The organism is Gallibacterium trehalosifermentans (assembly GCF_042433055.1).
GTDB lineage: Bacteria > Pseudomonadota > Gammaproteobacteria > Enterobacterales > Pasteurellaceae > Gallibacterium > Gallibacterium trehalosifermentans.
Genome location: NZ_JBHLWB010000001.1, coordinates 467,712 through 487,609, shown reverse-complemented (window position 1 = coordinate 487,609; position 19,898 = coordinate 467,712). Strand labels below are relative to the sequence as shown.

Sequence of the window (19,898 nt, the reverse complement as noted above, 5' to 3'; positions counted from 1 at the left end):
ATCAGTGATAGAAAGAATGTTAAAACGCATTTTGCTTTTATTAAGTCTATTAATCATTCATCTTGGTAGTAGTGCGAATCCTAGCCAGTTACGTTTAGCCTCGTTGGATTGGACGGTGAGCGAAACCTTAATTGCATTATCTGCTGCACCGATTGCCGTAGGCGATGCGCTACGTTATCGTCAATGGGTAGCGACTCCTGAATTAGCTGCTGAAACCGTCGATTTAGGATCGCGGTTAATGCCTAATCGTGAATTATTAGCGACATTGCCGTTAGATAAATTTATTAATAGTTCAATGTATGCCAGTTTAACGCCAATATTGGCAACCTATGTCGGGCAAGATAATGTGGTGATTGTTGATTTTTATCGTGTGGGAAATATTTGGCAAAATCAGCTTGCCGCAACACGCCAGATAGCCACTTTAATTGGGCAACCTGAACGAGGCGAGCAGTTAATCCAACAAACAGAGCAATTATTACAAAACTTAAAAACACAAATAAGCGCAATGACAGCTCGCCCTATTCTAATGGTACAGTTTGATGACGCACGGCATTTACGGGTGTATGGGGAAAATAGCTTATTAGGTGCTGTTGCGGCTAAGTTAGGATTACAAAATGCCTGGCAAGATCCTGTCGGTATTTGGGGAACAAGCACAGTTGATATTCATCAGTTAGCGCAGTTAGCAAAAAATAGTCGTTTGGTGGTGATAAAACCTTATCCAATTAATGTACCTAGCGCATTGGCAAAAAATAGTTTGTGGCAGCGTTTACCAATGGCAAAAGATCCGATTATTCTCCCCACCATTTGGACATTTGGTGGATTACCGTCTGCACAGCGTTTTGCGTTAGCGTTAACTCAAGCGTTACAGCAGGGAGGTGAAACGTGGTAGCACGTAAACTGGTTGTCTGGAATAGTAGCTTACTATTGATCGCCTTATTGCTGATTTGGGGGCTATTTGCACTGCAATTACCACAAGAGAATAGCGCAATAGAGGCTAATTCTTTGGCGTGGCTATTAATCCAAAATTATACGTTACCTCGAATGACGATTGCGATTCTTGCAGGGGTAGCGCTTGGTTTGGCAAGTTTATTATTACAACAGATTGTCAATAATCCATTAGCCTCAGATAGCACATTGGGAGTGGGAAGTGGCGCCCAGCTTTTACTCTTTATTGCTACACTATTTGTCCCCAATTTGCTCACTTGGGGAACAACAATCATTGCCTTTTTAGGTGCTTTGCTTGCGTTAGTTACCGTTTTTCTATTAGCGTGGCGACAAACCTTATCGCCGTTATTGCTTATTTTGGCAGGGTTAGTTGTCAATCTCTATTTTGGCGCAATTAGTGCCACACTTATGTTGTTTTATCCTGAAGAATCACGCGGTTTAATGATTTGGGGAGCAGGATCATTAGTACAAGAAAGTTGGCAAGATAGTTGGCAATTATTTGGATTATTGCTGCCAGCAATATTGTTATTAGCAATATTACAGCGTCCATTAGCGATTTTAGGCTTAAACGAAAGTAATGCGAAAAGTTTAGGAGTATCAGTACAAAAAGTACGTGTTTTCGGGTTATTGTTAGCCGCTTATTTAGTTGCGATTGTGGTAAGTCGAGTCGGAATGCTAGGGTTTATTGGTTTTATTGCTGCCGCATTAAGTCGTCAATTAGGTGTCCGTTCATTTAAAATGCAAATGTTGCAAACCGCTTATCTTGCAGCGATGCTATTACTCATCACTGATCTTATTTTGCAGCTTTTATTAGAATATTATCAGCTAAATTTACCCACTGGCGCAGTAACTTCACTTCTTGGTACGCCATTATTGCTTTGGTTGATGTTCAGACATTTGCCTCAAGGTCGATATTTGCAAACCTCGCAGACGCACGCTGTTGTTCGCTTATCACAACGTTATTATACTTGGCTAATTTTATTTGCTTTATTGTTGGTGTTGATATTGGCGTTAATGGTGGGACGTAGTGATCAGGGGTGGCAAATTAACTGGCAACAATCCCTGCTGACACTGCGTTATCCACGTATGAGTTATGCCTTTGTTGCAGGTGTGTTATTAGCGTTAGCTGGCGTATTGTTACAACGTATCAGTTTTAATGCTATGGCAAGTCCCGAATTATTAGGGATTACATCAGGTGTCAGTTTTGGGGTATTAGTAGTTATTTTTCTATTTGCCCAAGCAAATATTGTGGATTTTTGGATCGCTGGCGTGATTGGGGCATTAATCGTTTTGCTGCTACTTATTGGTTTAAATCACCATTCAGGCATGTTAGCCGAACGTATATTACTGACAGGTATGAGTTTAACGGCGTTGTTTGATGCAGTACAACGCATCATCTTGGCAAGTGGTGATTTCCGTTTACAACAATTATTAAGCTGGACATCTGGTTCAACTTACTATGCGGAAAACTCACTCGCCATACTGTTATTACTGATGAGTGGAATCGCTGTTATCGGTGCATTATCTATCGCAAAATGGTTAGATTTATTAGGTTTGCAGGCAGTGATGGCACAATCATTAGGCTTGAATCTTAATTATGTGCGCTGGTGGTTGATTTTATTTAGTGCAGGGTTAACGGCAATCGCAACATTGATGATTGGACCATTAAGCTTTATTGGGCTACTTGCTCCTCATTTTGCAAAATTTTTAGGGTTTTATCATGCACGTTCACAACTTATTAGCAGTGCATTACTTGGCGGTATTGTGATGACCTTAGCGGATTGGTTAGGGCGACAAATTCTTTTTCCTTATGAAATTCCAGCAGGTTTAATGGCAACCTTATTAGGGGGGAGCTATTTCTTATTTTTAGTCAGAAAGTTGTAATTCATTTAATTTAATTAGGAGTCAGTGATGAAAAAATTTCATTTAATTAGTCTATTTTGCAGCGTATCGCTCTCATTTGCTGCTCAAGCACATGATCTTTGGGCTTATGGGCAACAAGTTATGACTGATAAACCGTTACAAGCGGTATTAGGATATGGTGATCGTTTTCCATTAGGTGAGCCTATTGCGGAAAGCCGACTCAATATTCTTGATCCATTGGTATTACATAAGGTTGATGGGAGTAAAGAAACTTTAACGCAGCAAGGTAAGAACTATCATTACGTAACTAAAGAGAACTTATCTGCAAGTGAATATAAGATTTCTGGTAGCTATAAACCAACATTTTGGTCAAAAAATGCAAAAGGGTGGCAACGTGAAAATCTCGTACAAATGCAAGATGCAGAGTATTGTGAAGAATCAAGTATGTTTGCGACAACCTATATTAATACTGGTATTGAGGTCAGTGATTTTGCGATTACTCCAGTCGGCTTACCATTAGAAATTGTGCCATTAGTTGATCCTACGGATATTCGTCCTTTAGAAGCGGTGCCTTTTCAAGTGCTCTATAACGGCGAGCCAGCAAAAGAGGTGGTGGTAATTGGTACTACCAATGAATTTACTAAATTAGATGAAAAAGCAGTTTATGATCATCGTGAACCTCAAGCTTTTTCTGGCAAAACAGACGCACAAGGCAAGATTAATGTTATTCCAGCGTTAGCGGGAACATGGAAGATTAAAGCGACTTATGAAATGCCATATCCTGATCAAAAGATTTGCCAAAAACGTAAGTTATATAGCACCTATACCTTTAGCGTCAATGCAAAATAATTCATTAAATTTTATTCACTTTTTAAGTAATCTAAGGAACTTTTATGCAAAAGAAAATATTTAAATTATCGTTATTATCAACGGCATTGTGCTTATCAATAAATCCAGCAATGGCAGAAGAAACGCAGGAGTTGGAAGCGATTGATGTTGTTGCTGGTTCAATGTACCGTATGGGAGAAGTTCCTGTTTATCAGGCAAAATCAGCAGTAGCGATTACTCGTGAACAGCTTGATCAGCAAAATATTAGCAAAATGGACGAAATCGGTCGTTATCAATCTGGTTTCCAAAATCAAGTATTTGGTGAAGATACCAATACTAACTGGTTTAGAGTGAGAGGAACAGAAGTTACACAAGCAATCGATGGTTTACCTTTGTTTAGTTATGGTTTCTTTACCCCTTATACTAATACTTTTGCTGTAGAAGCGATAGAGATCACCAAAGGAGCGGACGCAATGACTTTTGGTGCTGCGAAATCTGGTGGTTTAATAAATTATGTAACTAAGCGTCCGCATAAAGAACAGATTGGTAAAGGTGAGTTCAAACTGAATATTGGCAATAATACCCAATATGGTTTTGCGGCAGATTATACAGGCGCTATCAATGGTGATGAAAGTTTACGTTATCGCTTAGTAAGTTCATATGGTGCAAAAGATGGACAATGGGAAGGAACTAAAAATAGCACTTTCTATATTGCGCCAACAGTAGAGTGGGACATCAGTGATCGTACTCGTTTAACTTTATTAACCAGTTATCAATTTGATAAAGGGATTCCTAGTTCAAACTTCTTACCACAAGAGGGAAGTTTAGTGGCATTTCCTAATGGAGAATATATCAGTCGTTCCACTAATTTAGGAGATCCAATTAATGATAGAGAATATAACCGTCAGTATAATATTGGCTATGAATTGAGCCACAAATTTGATCATGGATTAAGTCTACATAGTAGTTATCGTTATAGTTATGTGAATAATTATCATCGTGGTTCTTATGCCTATCCTTCAGCATATAATCCTGATTGGTCGCCACTTGCCCCTAGTGCTGTTGGTTATGTATTAGCGAGGGGTGTTGTTTATAACAATGGTATTTCGAGGAGCCATAGTTTAGATAATCATATCAACTGGCAGTTTGAGCAAGATTGGTTTAAAAATACAGTAAGTGTGGGAGTGGATTATCGTCATCAAAAAGTGAATGCACTTTATACTTTGTTTGGTAATACGAGTAACACCAATGTCTTTAATGTCCATTCAGGCTATAACCAAAATCAGAATGTAAGTTCAGCGCCATATACAACGATTACGGCTCGCCAATTAGGACTTTATTTACAAAATCAGAGTCGTTTCTTTGATACGGTGGTATTAAACCTTGGTATACGCCATGATCGAGCTAAACAAGATGAATATACTTCTACGCAAACAGTTAAAAATAATTACACCTCTTATTCTGGTTCATTAATGTATGAGATGCCATTTGGCTTAAATCCTTATTTAAGTTATAGCGAGTCATTTAATTTACCAACAGGATTGAGTGGTAATCAAAAATTATATGATCCTAATATTACACACCAATATGAAGCAGGAATTAAATATTTACCTAGTTGGTTAGATGGTTCGATTACTGTTGCTGGATTTAGAGCCAAAGATAAAGGTGCATTAGTTTCTAATGGTGTAGGAGCAACAGAAAGTAATAAAGATCCTGTTTATCGTAAAGGAATTGAAGTACAAGCAGATGTGAATGTGCTACAAAATTGGAATGTTAGTTTAGCTTATACTTACCTTAAATCGATTACTCGTACCAATACAGGTGATGTACGCAATCCATTATTACCGAAACATACTGTTGCTGCAAAAACAGATTATACCTTTGATAAGGGTATTTTAAGTGGCTTAACCTTAGGTGCAGGTGTGCGTTATATTGGTAAGAGTGTAACAGCACAAGGCTCACTCTATTCGGGTAGAGAAGTGCCATCAACAACATTAGTGGATTTAATGGCTCGTTATCAATTTACGCCAAATTGGAGTACGCAACTTAATGTAGAAAATGTAGGTAACCGCCGTTATCTCGCTGGTTGTGATTACTATTGTTACTATGGTTCAGAACGCAATATTAATGCTTCCATTAGTTATAAATTCTAAAAGAGATAAATACGAATAAACTAAAGGTCTAGCCATCGCTAGACCTTTTCGTTTTTTTAAGAGAAATTAGGTTTCTGATGAGATATTTTTTGCGGGTTTAATTGCTAATAAATTACAGTTTAAATGACTGATAACGTGTTCAGCAGTATTACCTAATAATACCGCAGAAAGTCCTGTGCGTCCGATTGTGCCGAGAACGACTAATTCCGCACCAATTTCTTGCGCCACACGAGGAATTACCTCTTCTGGTAACCCCTCATAGACATGCGTATGATCTTCATCAATAGCAAAATGTTGGCGTAACGCTTTCATATTGATTAGATGTTGCCCACGAATGCTATTACCATAATCAGGCACACTAAATTCAGGTAAATCAAGCGTAATGCCGACAGGCGCCGTCGGGTAGGCCGAAACAAGGTGAATATTGCCTCGATCTAAGCTTTGTGCCAAACTCATACTTAATCCAACTAACTGTTTATTGAAATCATCATGGTATGGTTCATCATCTGAGACATTTACTGCGACTAAAATACGGCGTTGATGTTGCCAATCACCATTTTTAACCATCAGAATTGGACAAGATGATTTACGTAATAATTGCCAATCGGTAGGCGTAAAAATGAGTGAGGAAAAGTCGTCTTCTTGGCGAGTAAATTTAACAACGAGATCGTGATGATGCTTCACAATTTCTTTTTCGATGGCTTCTGCTTCGTTACTTTCCCAAATAATGGTCGTTTTTACTTGAATATTTTGTAAATCATATTCTTTAAGACATTCTGCTAACCAAACTTTTTTATCTTCGATGATGGCGGTAATCATTTCTTCACGTTCTGTTGAGGAATGAGTAACGCTGACAGCATAAGAGAGATCATAAATAGAAAGAAAAGCAGTAAGAGTAACTGGTTGTGAACTATTTTGTTGTTTGATGAGGTGTAAAGCACGCTCTAAGGCTGCTTGTTTTTGATTTTCAGGATCAATCACTACAAGGATATTATTGAAATACATAAAAACCTCCTTATCTAAGTTTTCTTTTATTATAAGGAGGTCAAGAGTGAAAGCAAGTTATTACGGAGTTAATTAGATTGTCAATCTTAATTTAACTTTAGTTGAACCCGCAAGATCGACTAATGCAGGCATATCATTAATTGTAATATATTTGCCTTGAACAGATAACATACCTGTTTTTTGGAAGCGACCAAGCAGACGACTGATAGTTTCTACGGTTAACCCTAAATAATTACCAATATCGCCGCGGGTCATAGTTAAACGGAATTCACGCGCCGAGAAGCCACGTGCAGAATAACGTTTTGAAAGGTTATAAATAAATGCAGCCAGTTTTTCTTCTGCATTCATTTTGGAGAGTAGTAGGATCATCTCTTGATCGCTAAGAATTTCATTACTCATTAAACGGATAATTTGTTGACGTAATTTTGGCATTTTACCCGCCAAATCGTCCAAAATATCATAAGGAATTTCACAAACCATTGAGGTTTCTAATGCTTGGGCAAAGCTTGGGTGGTGCATACTATGAATTGCGTCGAAACCGACTAAATCACCAGGTAAGTGGAATGAGGTAATTTGTTCTTCACCACTTTCACTAATTGTATAGGTTTTGATGGTTCCTGAACGAATCGCATATAAAGATTTTAATTCATCGCCCGCTTTAAAAAGAATTTGAGATTTTTGGATCGGTTTTTTACGTTCAATAATGTTATCTAATTGATCAAGTTCATGCTCATTAAGGGTGAATGGAATACATAATTGACTAATACTGCAATCTTGGCAGTGAATGGCACAGCCTCCCGATTGAACTCTACGACCAACACGGCTTTCAACTAATCCTTTCATCTATAAAACCTCGTACAGAAATAATGTAACAGATGGATTACATTATCTATCTAAAATTTTTGATCTAACGCAATAAATGGTATCATAAAAGAAATTTATTAAGAAGAATAAAATACATCTTTTGAGGTAAAACTTAACGTATGGCAGCAGAAAAGTTAACGAAAAAACGACTAATGCAAATTTTAGTCATGATGGCGATTTTATTGAGTGCATTTTTTTATCGTAGTTGTCATTATCAAAAACAACCATCTATTGAAAAACAAGCAAATATTCTTATTTTATCTTCAAAAGTATAAGAAATTAGTTATATTTTTATGATGCTAGGTAAACAAGTAAATAAAAACCCTCTTCAATATCTGGAGAGGGTTTCTGTTATTATTTTGTGTTGAAAAATAATTATTTTACATTGGTAGAAGATGCATCTTTATCAAAATGATAAAGTCCACGTTGATCTGTGCCTAATAAGTTCAGTTTATCTAAGAAGCTATTAAATAACGTTTCTTCTTGATGTTGTTCAGCCACATACCATTGTAGGAAATTAAATGTTGAGTAATCTTTTTCGTCAAATGTTGCTGAAACTAATTCATTAATTTTTGCCGTTATATGTTTTTCGTGTTGGTAAGCTAACTCAAATACATCTTTTAAACCATTAAATTCATGGGGTACAGCATTGATTTTTTCTAAGCGAGTTGTTGAACCAGTTTCATTCAGGTACGTAAATAATTTACGCATATGTTGTAACTCTTCATCTGCGTGTTGATGTAAGAATTTTGCCGCACCCTCAAACCCGTGATAAGTACACCAAGCACTCATTTGTAGATAGAGATTAGAAGAATAAAATTCTAAATTCATTTGTGCATTGAGCATATCGACAATTTTTGTTGATAACATAATTATTTCTCCTTTTATTCTAATTAAAGTGCAGCAAGTTCTTTATCCACAAAATAAAGACCACGTTGATCTTCACCTACAAGCGTAAATTTTGCCAAAATGCGTTTAAATAAGGTTTCTTCTTCGTGTTGTTCAGCTACATACCATTGGAGAAAATTAAAAGTAGAATAATCTTTTTCAGTAAAACTTACGTCAACTAATTGATTAATTTTTTGCGTGATGAATTTTTCATGTTCTAAAACAACTTCAAAAAGCTGTTTTAATGATTGGAAGTCATGTTGTGGTGCCTCAATTTCACCTAAAATAGGTAAAGCGCCTGTTTCACTCACATAAGCAAATAATTTTTGCATATGTTGTAACTCTTCGTCTGCATGGCGAAGTAAAAATGCACTGGCTCCTTCATAACCGTGCTCATTGCACCATGCACTCATCTGTAAATAAAGATTAGAAGAATAAAATTCTAAATTAATTTGTTGATTTAATTTATCAATCATTGCTGGTGTTAACATAAATAATATCCTCTTATAAATAATTCAGGCGAATTTTAACGAGTTATTCAACAAAAATAAAACAATTTTTTAAATATTATCAGATAAAACAATAGGAATAATTTTTATTTAGAAATTAAAAAAGAATAACTCTCATTTTATTTAAAATAATACTAATTAAATAAGAATTAATATTATTTTAAATGCCGTCCACCAGTAATTTGTAATGTTTCACCAGTAATATATTCACTAGATAAAAGATAATCAACGGCTTTAACGATTTCTGTATATCCGCCGACTTTTTGCATCACTGATTTTTGTATGGCTTTTTTTCGATATTCTTCTGCATCATGATCATGAAAAGCAATCAATACGGGGGCAATGGTATTTACTTTAATCAATGGCGCATATTTAGCGGCAAAGGAGAGGGTTAAATTTTCTAACGCTGCTTTACTAGCGGCATAAGCTAAATGTTTTTGACTCCCTTTTAAGGCAACAAAATCAGTTAAATGCAAAATATCAGCAGGACGTTGCGTTTCTTGTGCATAGTTTTGTAGCAACTCAACTAAATGACGATTTAGTAGATAAGGCAGTTCAGCATGAATATGTAACATTTGTTGGAACAGTTGATGATCTTGTTGCAGGGTACTATTTTCTTGTTCAGCTTGCCAATCAGAAGCATTATGGATAATTGCACGCAGTGATTGACATTGTGATTTCACTTGCTGAATAAAAGCTTCGATACCTTCGAGAGTAGAGAAATCCGCATAAACTTTGCTAACATTGGCGGGCAGTTGATCTACTTCAGGGTAATGTTGACGATAAGAGATAAGTAAATTCTCACCACGCATTGCGAAAGTTTGCGCCAGTGCCAACCCAATTCTACGCCCTGCACCTGTAATAATAATGACGTTTTTCATAATACATTCTTTTTATTAAGGATTAATTGCACATTATCCTAGCAGAAATTCCTATTTTTTGTTGAATTGCTGTGTAACTTTCATCATTTTGTTTTTCTTCATCTTGTTATCTTGGATTTTTACTGTTATTGTTGCCAACTAAAATTTTCCTTTGAACTTCATCGCAATACTCATCAAATACATTATTTAATACAATATCTTATAGATTAAGCTGAGATGAAGCTCAAAAATACTGACATTTTTTATTTTTATATAGAAGAAAGAACAAATCAGGTTTAATTATGGGTAAGTCATTAGTTATTGTTGAATCACCAGCAAAAGCCAAGACCATCAATAAATATTTAGGTAGTAATTATGTCGTTAAGTCTAGTGTAGGTCATATTCGTGATTTACCTACGTCTGGCAGTGCGACAGGCGAAAAAGCGAAAGCGATTTCCACCAAAGGATTAAGTGCGGAAGAGAAAGCCAAAATCAAGCAGAAAAAAGAACATGATGCATTAGTGAAAAGAATGGGGATAGATCCCTATCATCATTGGCAAGCAAATTATCAAATTCTCCCTGATAAAGAAAAAGTCGTTGTTGATCTTAAAGCGCTAGCGAAAAAATCCGATCATATTTATCTCGCAACCGATTTGGATAGAGAGGGAGAAGCGATTGCATGGCATTTGCGAGAAGTGATTGGTGGAGAAGATGAACGTTTTAGCCGTGTCGTGTTTAATGAGATTACGAAAAATGCGATTACCCAAGCATTTAGTAAACCCGAACAACTCAATATGGATCGTGTGAATGCGCAACAAACTCGTCGTTTTCTTGATCGGGTTGTTGGGTTTATGGTCTCTCCATTGTTATGGAAAAAAGTGGCGCGCGGTCTATCGGCGGGGCGGGTACAATCCGTTGCGGTAAAACTTTTGGTTGAGCGTGAACGTGAAATTAAAGCTTTCCAACCTAAAGAGTATTGGGAAATTGCGGTAGATACACAAAATAGCGCACAGCAATCTTTACCTTTTGCGGTTACGCATTATCAAGGTAAAAGCTTACAAATTAGCGATGAACATACGGCAAAACAAGCGGTTGCAAAATTAGAAAAAGCGCATTACGTTGTAACAGAAGTCGAAACTAAACCAACCCAATCTCGTGCAAAAGCCCCATTTATCACCTCGACATTACAGCAAACTGCAAGTACTCGTTTAGGTTTTGGGGTGAAAAAGACGATGCTATTAGCGCAACGTCTTTATGAAGCGGGTTACATTACTTATATGCGTACCGATTCAACTAATTTGAGTCAAGACGCATTAGCAATGGCTCGCAATTATATTTCTACAAATTTTAGTGCAGCTTATTTGCCTGAAAAACCAAATTTCTATTCCAGTAAAGAGAATGCACAAGAAGCGCACGAGGCTATTCGCCCATCAGACATCAATTTAACAGCCGATGATTTACAAGGCATGGAAAAAGACGCTATTCGTTTATACGATTTAATTTGGCGTCAATTTTTGGCGTGTCAAATGACTGCCGCTAATTATGATTCAACGACATTAACGGCGACTGCGGCGGATTATACGTTGAAAGTAAAAGGGCGTGTATTACGTTTTGATGGTTGGACGAAAGTGCTGCCACCAATGAGTAAGAGTGCAGAAGATCGTGTGTTGCCAGAAGTCAAACAGGGGGAAACATTGCAACTCGTTGCAGTGAATCCAAGTCAACATTTTACTAAACCGCCTGCACGTTATACCGAAGCAGCGTTGGTGAAAGAGTTAGAAAAACGAGGGATTGGTCGTCCGTCAACGTATGCTTCTATTATTTCGACTATCCAGGAACGGGGTTATGTGCGTACGGAAAACCGCCGTTTTTATGCAGAAAAAATGGGCGAAATTGTAACTGATCGCCTAAATGAATCATTTGCAGATTTAATGAGTTATGACTTTACCGCCAATATGGAAGATGTGTTAGACCAAATTGCCGAAGGTAAAGCAGATTGGAAACAACAGTTAAATCAATTCTTTAAAGATTTTTCGACTCAACTTTCTCAAGCAGAATTAGATGAACTTGAGGGAGGAATGAAGTTAAATCACTTGGTAGAAACCAATATTCCATGCCCGACTTGTGGGCGTCCAATGGCAATTCGAACGGCGAGTACAGGGGTCTTTTTAGGCTGTACAGGATATGCGCTACCACCAAAAGAGCGTTGCAAAACAACATTAAATCTGATCCCTGAAGCAGAATTATTAAATGTGTTAGATGATAATTCGGAAACTAAGGCATTAATGGAGCGTAAACGTTGTCCGAAATGTGGTACTGCCATGGATAGCTATTTGCTTGATGCACATCGCAAATTACATATATGTGGGAATAATCCAAACTGTGATGGGTATTTGGTCGAAGAGGGACAATTTAAGATTAAAGGCTATGATGGTCCTGTGGTGGAGTGCGATAAATGTGGCGCTGATATGCATCTTAAATTAGGGCGTTTTGGGAAGTATATGGCGTGTACACAATGTGATAATACTCGTAAAATTTTGAAAAATGGGGAAGTCGCACCACCAAAAGAAGATCCGATTCATTTCCCAGAATTAAAATGTGAACATTCAGAGGCGTATTTTGTGTTGCGTGATGGTGCGAGTGGGGTGTTTATGTCAGCACATAATTTCCCGAAATCTCGTGAAACTCGCCCAGCAAAAGTCGCTGAATTAGCACAATATCGGGAACGTTTGCCAGAAAAATTACAATATTTAGCTGATGCACCGCAACAAGATCCTGACGGTAATCCAGCCGTAATCCGTTTTAGTCGTAAAGAAAAACGTCAATATGTAAATTCTGAAAAAGAGGGCAAAGCAACAAAATGGATTGTGGATTATCTTGACGGTAAATGGGTTGAGCGCAAAAAATAAAGGAATAACCTATTGAATAACATCAATAGGTTATTGCAACGCTTTTATTGAACTTCTACAATCTAGTTTTTTAGCATACTCCGAGCTAGTTTACCTAAGTTGAAATTTTTTAATATGGTGGCTATGCCAAACACATAACAGTGTTTCACGGATAGATTGGAAACGGTCTATCCCCTCGTATTTAGAAAGGTGTTTATGCAATCATATAGCCAAGTTATATCCTCAGAAGATCGATTAATTGATAATTTTAATCGGCAATATTTTTATCTTCGTCTTTCCATTACAGATGTTTGCAATTTTAAATGTAATTACTGCTTACCAGATGGATACCAACCACCTAGCCATAAACAGCGCTTTTTAAGTGTTATGGAGATAGAACGTTTAGTACGTGCATTTGCTCAATTAGGTACGGAAAAAGTACGTATTACAGGTGGTGAGCCTACTTTACGTAAGGATTTCTTAGCGATTGTCGAAGCTATTCGTAAACAACCCCGTATCAAGAAGATTGCATTAACGACCAATGGTTATCGTATGGCAAAAGATGTCGCGGATTGGAGAGCTGCTGGCGTTGATTCGATTAATGTCAGTATTGATAGCTTAGATCCTCGCTTATTTCAGTTAATTACTGGTGAAAATAAATTGATTGAAATTCTACAAGGTATTGAACGTGCGTTTGCAGTGGGATATGACAAAGTTAAAGTCAATGCTGTTTTGATGAAAAATCTAAATGCGCAAGGCTTTGAAACCTTTTTGCACTGGATCAAAGATCAACCAATTCAAATGCGATTTATTGAATTGATGCAAACAGGTGATATGGATCATTTTTTTGCCAAGCATCACCTTTCAGGCGCCATTCTTAAACAAAAATTACTCGCTTCAGGCTGGCAATTACAAGCTAAGCATCATACTGATGGACCTGCCCAAGTTTTTAAACACCATGAATATGTCGGCGAAATTGGTTTAATTATGCCGTATGAAAAAGATTTTTGTGCAAGCTGCAATCGTCTCCGAGTGTCTGCATTAGGCAAATTACATCTCTGTTTATTTGGCGAAGCGGGTATCGATATTCGTCAATGGTTACAAGACGACAATCAACAATTTGAATTACAACAACAGTTAATCGAAGCATTACAAGGAAAACGTGAGCATCATTTTCTTCATCAAGGAGATAGTGGTGTGCGTAATCATCTTGCTTCCATTGGCGGTTAATGACAAATGGAATACATATGAATCAATTCACGCATATCAATCACTCTGGCGAAGCCAATATGGTCGATGTTTCAGCAAAAGCCGATACCGTACGCGAGGCGAGAGCCGAAGCGTATGTGTTAATGTCAGCAGAAACATTGGCGATGATTATTGATGGAAAACACCATAAAGGTGATGTCTTTGCTACTGCACGTATTGCAGGCATTCAAGCAGCCAAACGAACTTGGGAACTCATTCCGCTTTGCCACCCTCTCTTATTAAGCAAGGTTGAAGTATCATTAACAGCAGAACCAGAACATAACCGCATTAGAATTGAAAGCTATTGTAAATTAACCGCTAAAACTGGGGTGGAGATGGAAGCCTTAACAGCGGCTTCTGTGGCAGCTTTAACAATTTATGATATGTGTAAGGCTGTACAAAAAGATATGCGGGTTGAGGGGATTCGCTTGTTAGAAAAAGTAGGCGGAAAATCGGGACATTTTAAGGCAGAGTAGTGATGATTAAAGTTGTATTTTTTGCCCAAACACGGGAATTGATTGGTGAAGCAGAACTGACAGTAGCAGCTGAATATCAAGATGTTGAAGCATTACGTCAAGCATTAAGTCAACGAGGTGAACGCTGGGAATTAGCGTTAAATTCAGGGCGTATTTTAGTTGCCGTTAATCAAAATTTGGTGCCGTTATCCTCGCCTTTAAAATCAGGTGATGAGGTCGCCTTTTTCCCACCAGTTACGGGAGGTTGATATGACGGATATCCAGATCCATGTGCAAACGGAACCGTTTGAGCAAAATAAAATTTATCAATGGACAGCAGCATTACCAGAGAGTGGTGCAACCGTTTTATTTATTGGTAAAGTGCGAGATATGAATCTAGGCGATTCTGTTTCTGGTTTATATTTAGAACACTATCCCGCAATGACTGAAAAAGCATTACGAGAAATCGCAGAGCAAGCTGCAGCTCGTTGGCAATTACAACGTATTTATATTGTGCATCGTGTAGGGCAACTTCATACGGGTGATGAAATTGTTGCGGTGGCGGTAAGTTCGGCACATCGTGGTAGTGCTTATCAAGCAAATGAATTTATTATGGATTTTTTAAAGACAAAAGCCCCTTTTTGGAAAAAAGAAACCACTCAACAGGGTGATCGTTGGTTAGAAAGTCGAGTTAGCGATGATCACGCCGCCGAACGTTGGCAACATCATCAAAAATAATGTTTTCTTCTAATCAATTTGTTAAATTTCCTCCCAGAAAGACGCCTCTAAGCGTTTTTCTGCTTTTTGTAATAACAAAACTAAATCATTGAATGTCGGCTTATCAGGCATAGGCAATAATGCTTCGTGGATCAAGAGTTGATAATAAATTTTTTCATACCAATGCAATGTTGCTGTACTTAATATTTTTTGTGAACGTTTACCTAGCCAGTAAAAGCCTTGTAAGGGTAATGAAATAATAAATAATATTGTTATTAACGTTGTGGCAATACTGCCAACAGAATATCCCAGTACAAAATATTGCCAAGCCAAGGTAAAAAGCAATAAAGGCATTAATAATTGTTGCGAGAAATAAGTTGCGCGAATAATACGCGGTTCAGGAAAAATCATATTCAGTTTTTTTACCCGAGAGATCTTTTTCCAAGCATTGGCATAGTGTATGCCTTGATGAATTATTTTGAATAGCATATTGTGTTCTTCAATGTTTAAATAAGGTGTATTAACTTACACTTTTTTTATAAAAATTAAAAAAATTTTTTATTTTTACTCCGTTGGGAAATTTATTTTTTAGTCATAACAGTGTATCCTATCTGCCAATTAAAACAGGTCCTTGTTTAAGCAAAACAGGTTACTATTCATTCAACAAGAGATAGGTTATTTCAATGACACAAAATCTTATTCTTATTCTTAACTGTGGAAGTTCTTCTTTAAAATTTGCAATTTTAAATCCTGAAACTGGAGAAGAGAAGTTATCTGGTTTAGCTGAAGCATTTCATCTTTCTGATGCACGTATTAAATGGAAATTACATGGTGAAAAAGGAAATGCAGATTTAGGTGCAGGTGCAGCACATAGCGAAGCACTTGATTTTATTGTTAAACATATTTTCCCATTGGATCCCTCTCTTAAGGATAGTATTGTTGCGATTGGGCATCGTATTGTACACGGTGGTGAGCGTTTCACAGCTTCAACGATTATTGATGAGAATGTGATTGAGGGTATTCGTGATGCAATTCAATTTGCACCATTACACAATCCAGCGCATTTAATTGGGATTGAAGAATCTTTCAAAATGTTCCCTGAATTAAAAGATAAAAATGTTGCTGTATTTGATACCGCATTTCATCAAACTATTCCTGAAGAAGCATTTCTCTATGCGTTACCTTATTCAATGTATAAAGAACACGGCGTACGTCGTTATGGTGCGCATGGCACGAGCCACTATTATGTAACCAAAGAAGCGGCAAAACAGTTAAATATTGCCGAAGATAAAATCAATGTAATTACTTGCCATTTAGGTAATGGTGGTTCTGTTTCTGCGATTCGTCATGGTAAATGTGTGGATACCTCAATGGGATTAACGCCATTAGAGGGGCTAGTAATGGGAACGCGTTGTGGTGATATTGACCCAGCTGTTACCTTCTTTATGGCAAATACCTTAGGTATGAGCATGGACGAGATTGAACAAACGCTTACTAAAAAATCAGGTTTACTTGGTTTAACTGAAGTAACCAGCGATTGCCGTTATGCAGAAGATAACTATGATACCGAAGTGGCGGCAAAACGTGCGTTAGATGTGTATTGTTATCGTTTAGCGAAATATATTGGTAGCTATATGGCAGCAATCAGTGAACCATTAGATGCGATTGTCTTTACTGGCGGAATCGGTGAAAACTCTGCACTTGTTCGTGAATTGACATTAGCACATCTCAAAGCATTCGGCTATCAAGTAAATAATGAGCGTAACCTTGCGGCACGTTTCGGTAAGGAAGGCATTATTACTGCTGATGGCTCGCCTGTTGTGATGGTTATTCCAACCAATGAAGAACTTGTGATTGCACAAGATACAGCACGTCTTTGTATCAAACAATAATTCTTACGACTGCCGATAAATCTATCGGCAGTTTATTTTTTTATTCCTTAATAAGAAGGTGATTATGTCTAGAACAATTATCCTTATTCCGATTAGTACAGGTGTTGGTTTAACCAGTGTTAGTTTAGGTTTGATTCAAGCTTTGGAGCAAAAAGGGGCAAAAATTGGGTTTATGAAACCCATTTCACAACCGATTAGTGGCGAAGATACATTAGATAGAACAACCTCTATTCTGTATCAAAGCCCAACTATTGATACCGCAAAAACGTTTATGCTTAGTGAAGCGGAAAATATGATCGGGCAAAACCAAACTGATGTTTTATTGGAAAAGATTGTTGAACGTCATCAAATTTTAGCGAGAAATAATGAAATTGTGGTGGTGGAGGGATTAATTCCAACCCGTAAAAACTCATACGCTAATAGCATTAACTACCGCATTGCTCAGGCATTAGACGCAGAAATTATCTTAGTGTCTGCACCTGCAACTGATACGCCAGCAGAATTAAAAGAACGAGTGGAAGCAGCGGCTTCATTGTTTGGTGGTAAACATAATCCAAATTTATTAGGTGTAGTGATTAATAAATTTAATGCACCAACTGATGATAATGGTCGCACTCGTCCAGATCTTGCGGAAATTTTTGACTCTTTCCAACATAGCCGCGTCAATGCGCAAGCAGTCCAAAAATTATTTGATCAAAGCCCTATCCGTTTATTAGCTTGTATTGACTGGAATCCTGAATTAATTGCAAGCCGTGCGATTGATATTGCGCGCCATTTAGGTGCATCAATCCTAAGAGAAGGAGAAATTAATCAACGCCGTATCCGTGGAATTACTTTCTGTGCCAGAAGTTTACCTCATGTCATTGAACACTTGAAACCAGGTAATTTAGTGGTTACTTCTGCAGACCGTCCAGATGTGATTGTGGCGATTGCATTAGCTGCAATGAACGGCATTGAATTAGGCGCAATGTTATTAACTGGTGGCTATCGTCTAGAAAATCATGTTGCCAAACTTTGTGAACGCGCTTTTGAAACAGGATTACCAATTTTCCGCGTAGAAGGTACAACATGGCAAACTGCATTAAGCCTACAAAGTTTTAATCTTGAAGTGCCAATCGATGATAAAGAACGTATTGAAGCAATTAAAGATTATATGGCACAACAATTTAATAAAGAGTTGATCCAATCATTAATTGAAACAACATCAAGAGTACATCGCTTATCACCACCAGCATTCCGTTTCCAATTAACAGAATTAGCGCGTAATGCGAAAAAACGGATTGTATTGCCAGAGGGTGATGAGCCACGTACGGTGAAAGCGGCAGCATTGTGTGCTGAACGTGGTATTGCAGAATGTGTATTATTAGCAGATCCAACAGTTGTGGCGCGTGTCGCTGAAGCGCAAGGTATTCAATTAGGTAAAGGTATTACCATTATTAATCCTGCTGATGTGCGTGAAAATTATGTTGCTCGTTTAGTTGAGTTACGTAAAAACAAAGGAATGACGGAAGTATTAGCTCGTGAACAACTCGAAGATACCGTAGTGCTAGGCACTATGATGCTAGAAGCAAATGAAGTCGATGGACTGGTTTCTGGTGCGGTACACACCACTGCAAATACCATTCGTCCGCCACTGCAATTAATCAAGACTGCACCAGGTAGTTCATTAGTTTCATCAATTTTCTTTATGTTATTACCTGATCAAGTATTGGTATATGGTGATTGTGCGATTAATCCGAACCCAACTGCAGAAGAGTTATCTGAAATTGCAATTCAATCTGCCGACTCAGCAAAAGCCTTTGGTATTGAACCGCGTGTGGCAATGATTTCTTACTCAACAGGCACTTCTGGTAAAGGGGCAGATGTTGATAAGGTGAAAGAAGCAACCCGTTTAGCGAAAGAAAAACGTCCAGATTTAATTATTGATGGTCCATTACAATATGACGCGGCGGTAATGGAAGATGTTGCACGTTCTAAAGCACCAAATTCACCTGTGGCGGGTAAAGCGACCGTATTTATCTTCCCAGATTTAAATACTGGTAATACCACTTATAAAGCCGTACAACGTTCAGCAGATTTAATTTCTATTGGACCAATGCTACAAGGTATGCGTAAACCAGTGAATGATTTATCACGTGGTGCATTAGTTGATGATATTGTGTACACCATTGCATTAACGGCAATTCAAGCAACACAAAACTAATTAATCCGCAACTTTTTATCGTTAAATCAGTCAGTATTATCAAATATTGGCTGATTTTTTATTTTAAACTTTTGTAATGATGGGTAAAAAGTTTTTATTAAAATAATAAAAAATAATGATGTTAATCTGAGAAAAAACAAGAGTGGTATTAAGAAAAGAAGAATTAATAACATTTACTTAGACATTATCCTCCCTCATTAGAGGAACAGCTTTTTCATGCTGAGGGAGGGGATTATTACAGGCATTAAGGATTATTTAATACCCATTGCAGCTTTAGATTGTTTTAATTGATCTAATGCTTGTGTACAAGTTTGCTCTTGTGCAGCAGTAGGTAATGCAGCAAATTGTTGTTTTGCAGCTTCATATTGTTGCTTATAAGCAGCAGCTTGTGCTTCAGGCATTGCTTTTAACATTCCCTCGTACTCATCAAAATATTTTTGGCAAGATGGGGCTAAATCTGCTGCTGAAGCGCTCATTGCTGCACCTAATAAAGCGATAGAAATAAATAATGTTTTCATTATAAACTCCTGTAAATAAATGTTTATTAAAAGTCAAGCCTACAAAATATAGGCGAAAAAAT

19 protein-coding genes and 1 riboswitch are annotated in these 19,898 nt (G+C 37.4%); of the genes, 12 read left to right on the top strand and 7 right to left on the bottom strand.

Annotated elements, in window-relative coordinates; translation table 11 throughout:
- Nucleotides 1-4 precede the first annotated feature (4 nt).
- From ACFFHK_RS02115 to ACFFHK_RS02100, 4 genes are read left to right on the top strand one after another with little or no spacing between them, the layout of a single operon-like run.
- Nucleotides 5-889: an ABC transporter substrate-binding protein gene (locus tag ACFFHK_RS02115; RefSeq protein ID WP_382368589.1), complete on the top strand. Its 885-nt coding sequence runs from the start codon at nucleotides 5-7 to the stop codon at nucleotides 887-889.
- Nucleotides 883-2,829, top strand: a complete 1,947-nt coding sequence (gene fhuB / locus ACFFHK_RS02110) for a Fe(3+)-hydroxamate ABC transporter permease FhuB (protein WP_382368586.1) — start codon at nucleotides 883-885, stop codon at nucleotides 2,827-2,829. The genes ACFFHK_RS02115 and fhuB overlap by 7 nt, the downstream gene beginning before the upstream one ends.
- A 27-nt stretch (nucleotides 2,830-2,856) precedes the next feature.
- Nucleotides 2,857-3,657, top strand: a complete 801-nt coding sequence (locus tag ACFFHK_RS02105; protein ID WP_382368583.1) for a DUF4198 domain-containing protein — start codon at nucleotides 2,857-2,859, stop codon at nucleotides 3,655-3,657.
- Between the two features lie 44 nt (nucleotides 3,658-3,701).
- Entirely contained in the window at nucleotides 3,702-5,789 is a 2,088-nt protein-coding gene (locus tag ACFFHK_RS02100) for a TonB-dependent siderophore receptor (RefSeq protein WP_382368580.1), read from the top strand.
- A gap of 66 nt (nucleotides 5,790-5,855) precedes the next feature.
- On the opposite strand, the gene uspE is transcribed toward ACFFHK_RS02100, so the two are convergent.
- Both uspE and fnr read right to left on the bottom strand, forming a co-directional pair.
- A complete protein-coding gene (uspE, locus tag ACFFHK_RS02095; protein ID WP_382368577.1) occupies nucleotides 5,856-6,794 on the bottom strand; it encodes a universal stress protein UspE in 939 nt (312 codons plus the stop codon).
- A 72-nt stretch (nucleotides 6,795-6,866) separates the two neighbouring features.
- Nucleotides 6,867-7,637: a fumarate/nitrate reduction transcriptional regulator Fnr gene (gene fnr, locus ACFFHK_RS02090; RefSeq protein ID WP_382368574.1), complete on the bottom strand. Its 771-nt coding sequence runs from the start codon at nucleotides 7,635-7,637 to the stop codon at nucleotides 6,867-6,869.
- 140 nt (nucleotides 7,638-7,777) lie between these two features.
- On the opposite strand from fnr, the gene ACFFHK_RS02085 reads away from it, so the two are divergent.
- Nucleotides 7,778-7,933 (top strand): hypothetical protein, encoded by a 156-nt coding sequence (locus ACFFHK_RS02085; protein WP_382368571.1) that lies wholly within the window; start codon nucleotides 7,778-7,780, stop codon nucleotides 7,931-7,933.
- 100 nt (nucleotides 7,934-8,033) lie between these two features.
- Here ACFFHK_RS02085 and ftnA (ACFFHK_RS02080) read toward each other — a convergent pair whose 3' ends face one another.
- The 3 genes from ftnA (ACFFHK_RS02080) to folM form a co-directional block, all read right to left on the bottom strand.
- The gene (ftnA, locus tag ACFFHK_RS02080; RefSeq protein ID WP_382368568.1) at nucleotides 8,034-8,528 is read right to left on the bottom strand and encodes a non-heme ferritin; all 495 of its coding nucleotides are present in this window, start codon (nucleotides 8,526-8,528) and stop codon (nucleotides 8,034-8,036) included.
- A gap of 23 nt (nucleotides 8,529-8,551) precedes the next feature.
- Nucleotides 8,552-9,037: a non-heme ferritin gene (gene ftnA, locus ACFFHK_RS02075; protein WP_382368565.1), complete on the bottom strand. Its 486-nt coding sequence runs from the start codon at nucleotides 9,035-9,037 to the stop codon at nucleotides 8,552-8,554.
- A 173-nt stretch (nucleotides 9,038-9,210) separates the two neighbouring features.
- On the bottom strand, nucleotides 9,211-9,936 hold the full coding sequence (gene folM / locus ACFFHK_RS02070; protein WP_382368562.1) for a dihydromonapterin reductase: 726 nt from the start codon (nucleotides 9,934-9,936) through the stop codon (nucleotides 9,211-9,213).
- Between the two features lie 281 nt (nucleotides 9,937-10,217).
- Between folM and topA the strand changes: the two genes are divergently transcribed.
- From topA to moaE, 5 genes are all read left to right on the top strand, one after another.
- Nucleotides 10,218-12,824, top strand: a complete 2,607-nt coding sequence (gene topA / locus ACFFHK_RS02065) for a type I DNA topoisomerase (protein ID WP_382368559.1) — start codon at nucleotides 10,218-10,220, stop codon at nucleotides 12,822-12,824.
- Nucleotides 12,825-12,890: 66 nt separating this feature from the next.
- Nucleotides 12,891-13,032: riboswitch (molybdenum cofactor riboswitch) on the top strand.
- Nucleotides 13,020-14,033, top strand: a complete 1,014-nt coding sequence (gene moaA, locus ACFFHK_RS02060) for a GTP 3',8-cyclase MoaA (RefSeq protein WP_382368556.1) — start codon at nucleotides 13,020-13,022, stop codon at nucleotides 14,031-14,033. Its footprint overlaps the riboswitch before it by 13 nt.
- Before the next feature lie 17 nt (nucleotides 14,034-14,050).
- Complete coding sequence (moaC, locus tag ACFFHK_RS02055) at nucleotides 14,051-14,527, top strand: cyclic pyranopterin monophosphate synthase MoaC (protein WP_382368553.1); 477 nt, start codon at nucleotides 14,051-14,053, stop codon at nucleotides 14,525-14,527.
- A 2-nt stretch (nucleotides 14,528-14,529) separates the two neighbouring features.
- Nucleotides 14,530-14,775 carry a molybdopterin synthase sulfur carrier subunit gene (moaD, locus tag ACFFHK_RS02050; RefSeq protein WP_382368550.1) on the top strand — a complete coding sequence of 82 codons (246 nt, stop codon included), beginning with the start codon at nucleotides 14,530-14,532 and terminating at the stop codon, nucleotides 14,773-14,775.
- A gap of 1 nt (nucleotide 14,776) precedes the next feature.
- Nucleotides 14,777-15,244, top strand: a complete 468-nt coding sequence (moaE, locus tag ACFFHK_RS02045) for a molybdopterin synthase catalytic subunit MoaE (RefSeq protein ID WP_382368547.1) — start codon at nucleotides 14,777-14,779, stop codon at nucleotides 15,242-15,244.
- 21 nt (nucleotides 15,245-15,265) lie between these two features.
- On the opposite strand, the gene yfbV is transcribed toward moaE, so the two are convergent.
- Nucleotides 15,266-15,712 carry a terminus macrodomain insulation protein YfbV gene (yfbV, locus tag ACFFHK_RS02040; RefSeq protein WP_382368544.1) on the bottom strand — a complete coding sequence of 149 codons (447 nt, stop codon included), beginning with the start codon at nucleotides 15,710-15,712 and terminating at the stop codon, nucleotides 15,266-15,268.
- 194 nt (nucleotides 15,713-15,906) lie between these two features.
- On the opposite strand from yfbV, the gene ACFFHK_RS02035 reads away from it, so the two are divergent.
- Together ACFFHK_RS02035 and pta are read left to right on the top strand one after the other, a co-directional pair.
- Nucleotides 15,907-17,115, top strand: a complete 1,209-nt coding sequence (locus ACFFHK_RS02035) for an acetate kinase (protein ID WP_382368541.1) — start codon at nucleotides 15,907-15,909, stop codon at nucleotides 17,113-17,115.
- A 64-nt stretch (nucleotides 17,116-17,179) separates the two neighbouring features.
- On the top strand, nucleotides 17,180-19,318 hold the full coding sequence (pta, locus tag ACFFHK_RS02030; RefSeq protein WP_382368538.1) for a phosphate acetyltransferase: 2,139 nt from the start codon (nucleotides 17,180-17,182) through the stop codon (nucleotides 19,316-19,318).
- Between the two features lie 251 nt (nucleotides 19,319-19,569).
- Here the strand turns inward: pta and ACFFHK_RS02025 are convergent, their stop codons facing one another.
- Nucleotides 19,570-19,836 (bottom strand): DUF5339 family protein, encoded by a 267-nt coding sequence (locus ACFFHK_RS02025; protein WP_382368535.1) that lies wholly within the window; start codon nucleotides 19,834-19,836, stop codon nucleotides 19,570-19,572.
- Nucleotides 19,837-19,898 lie beyond the last annotated feature (62 nt).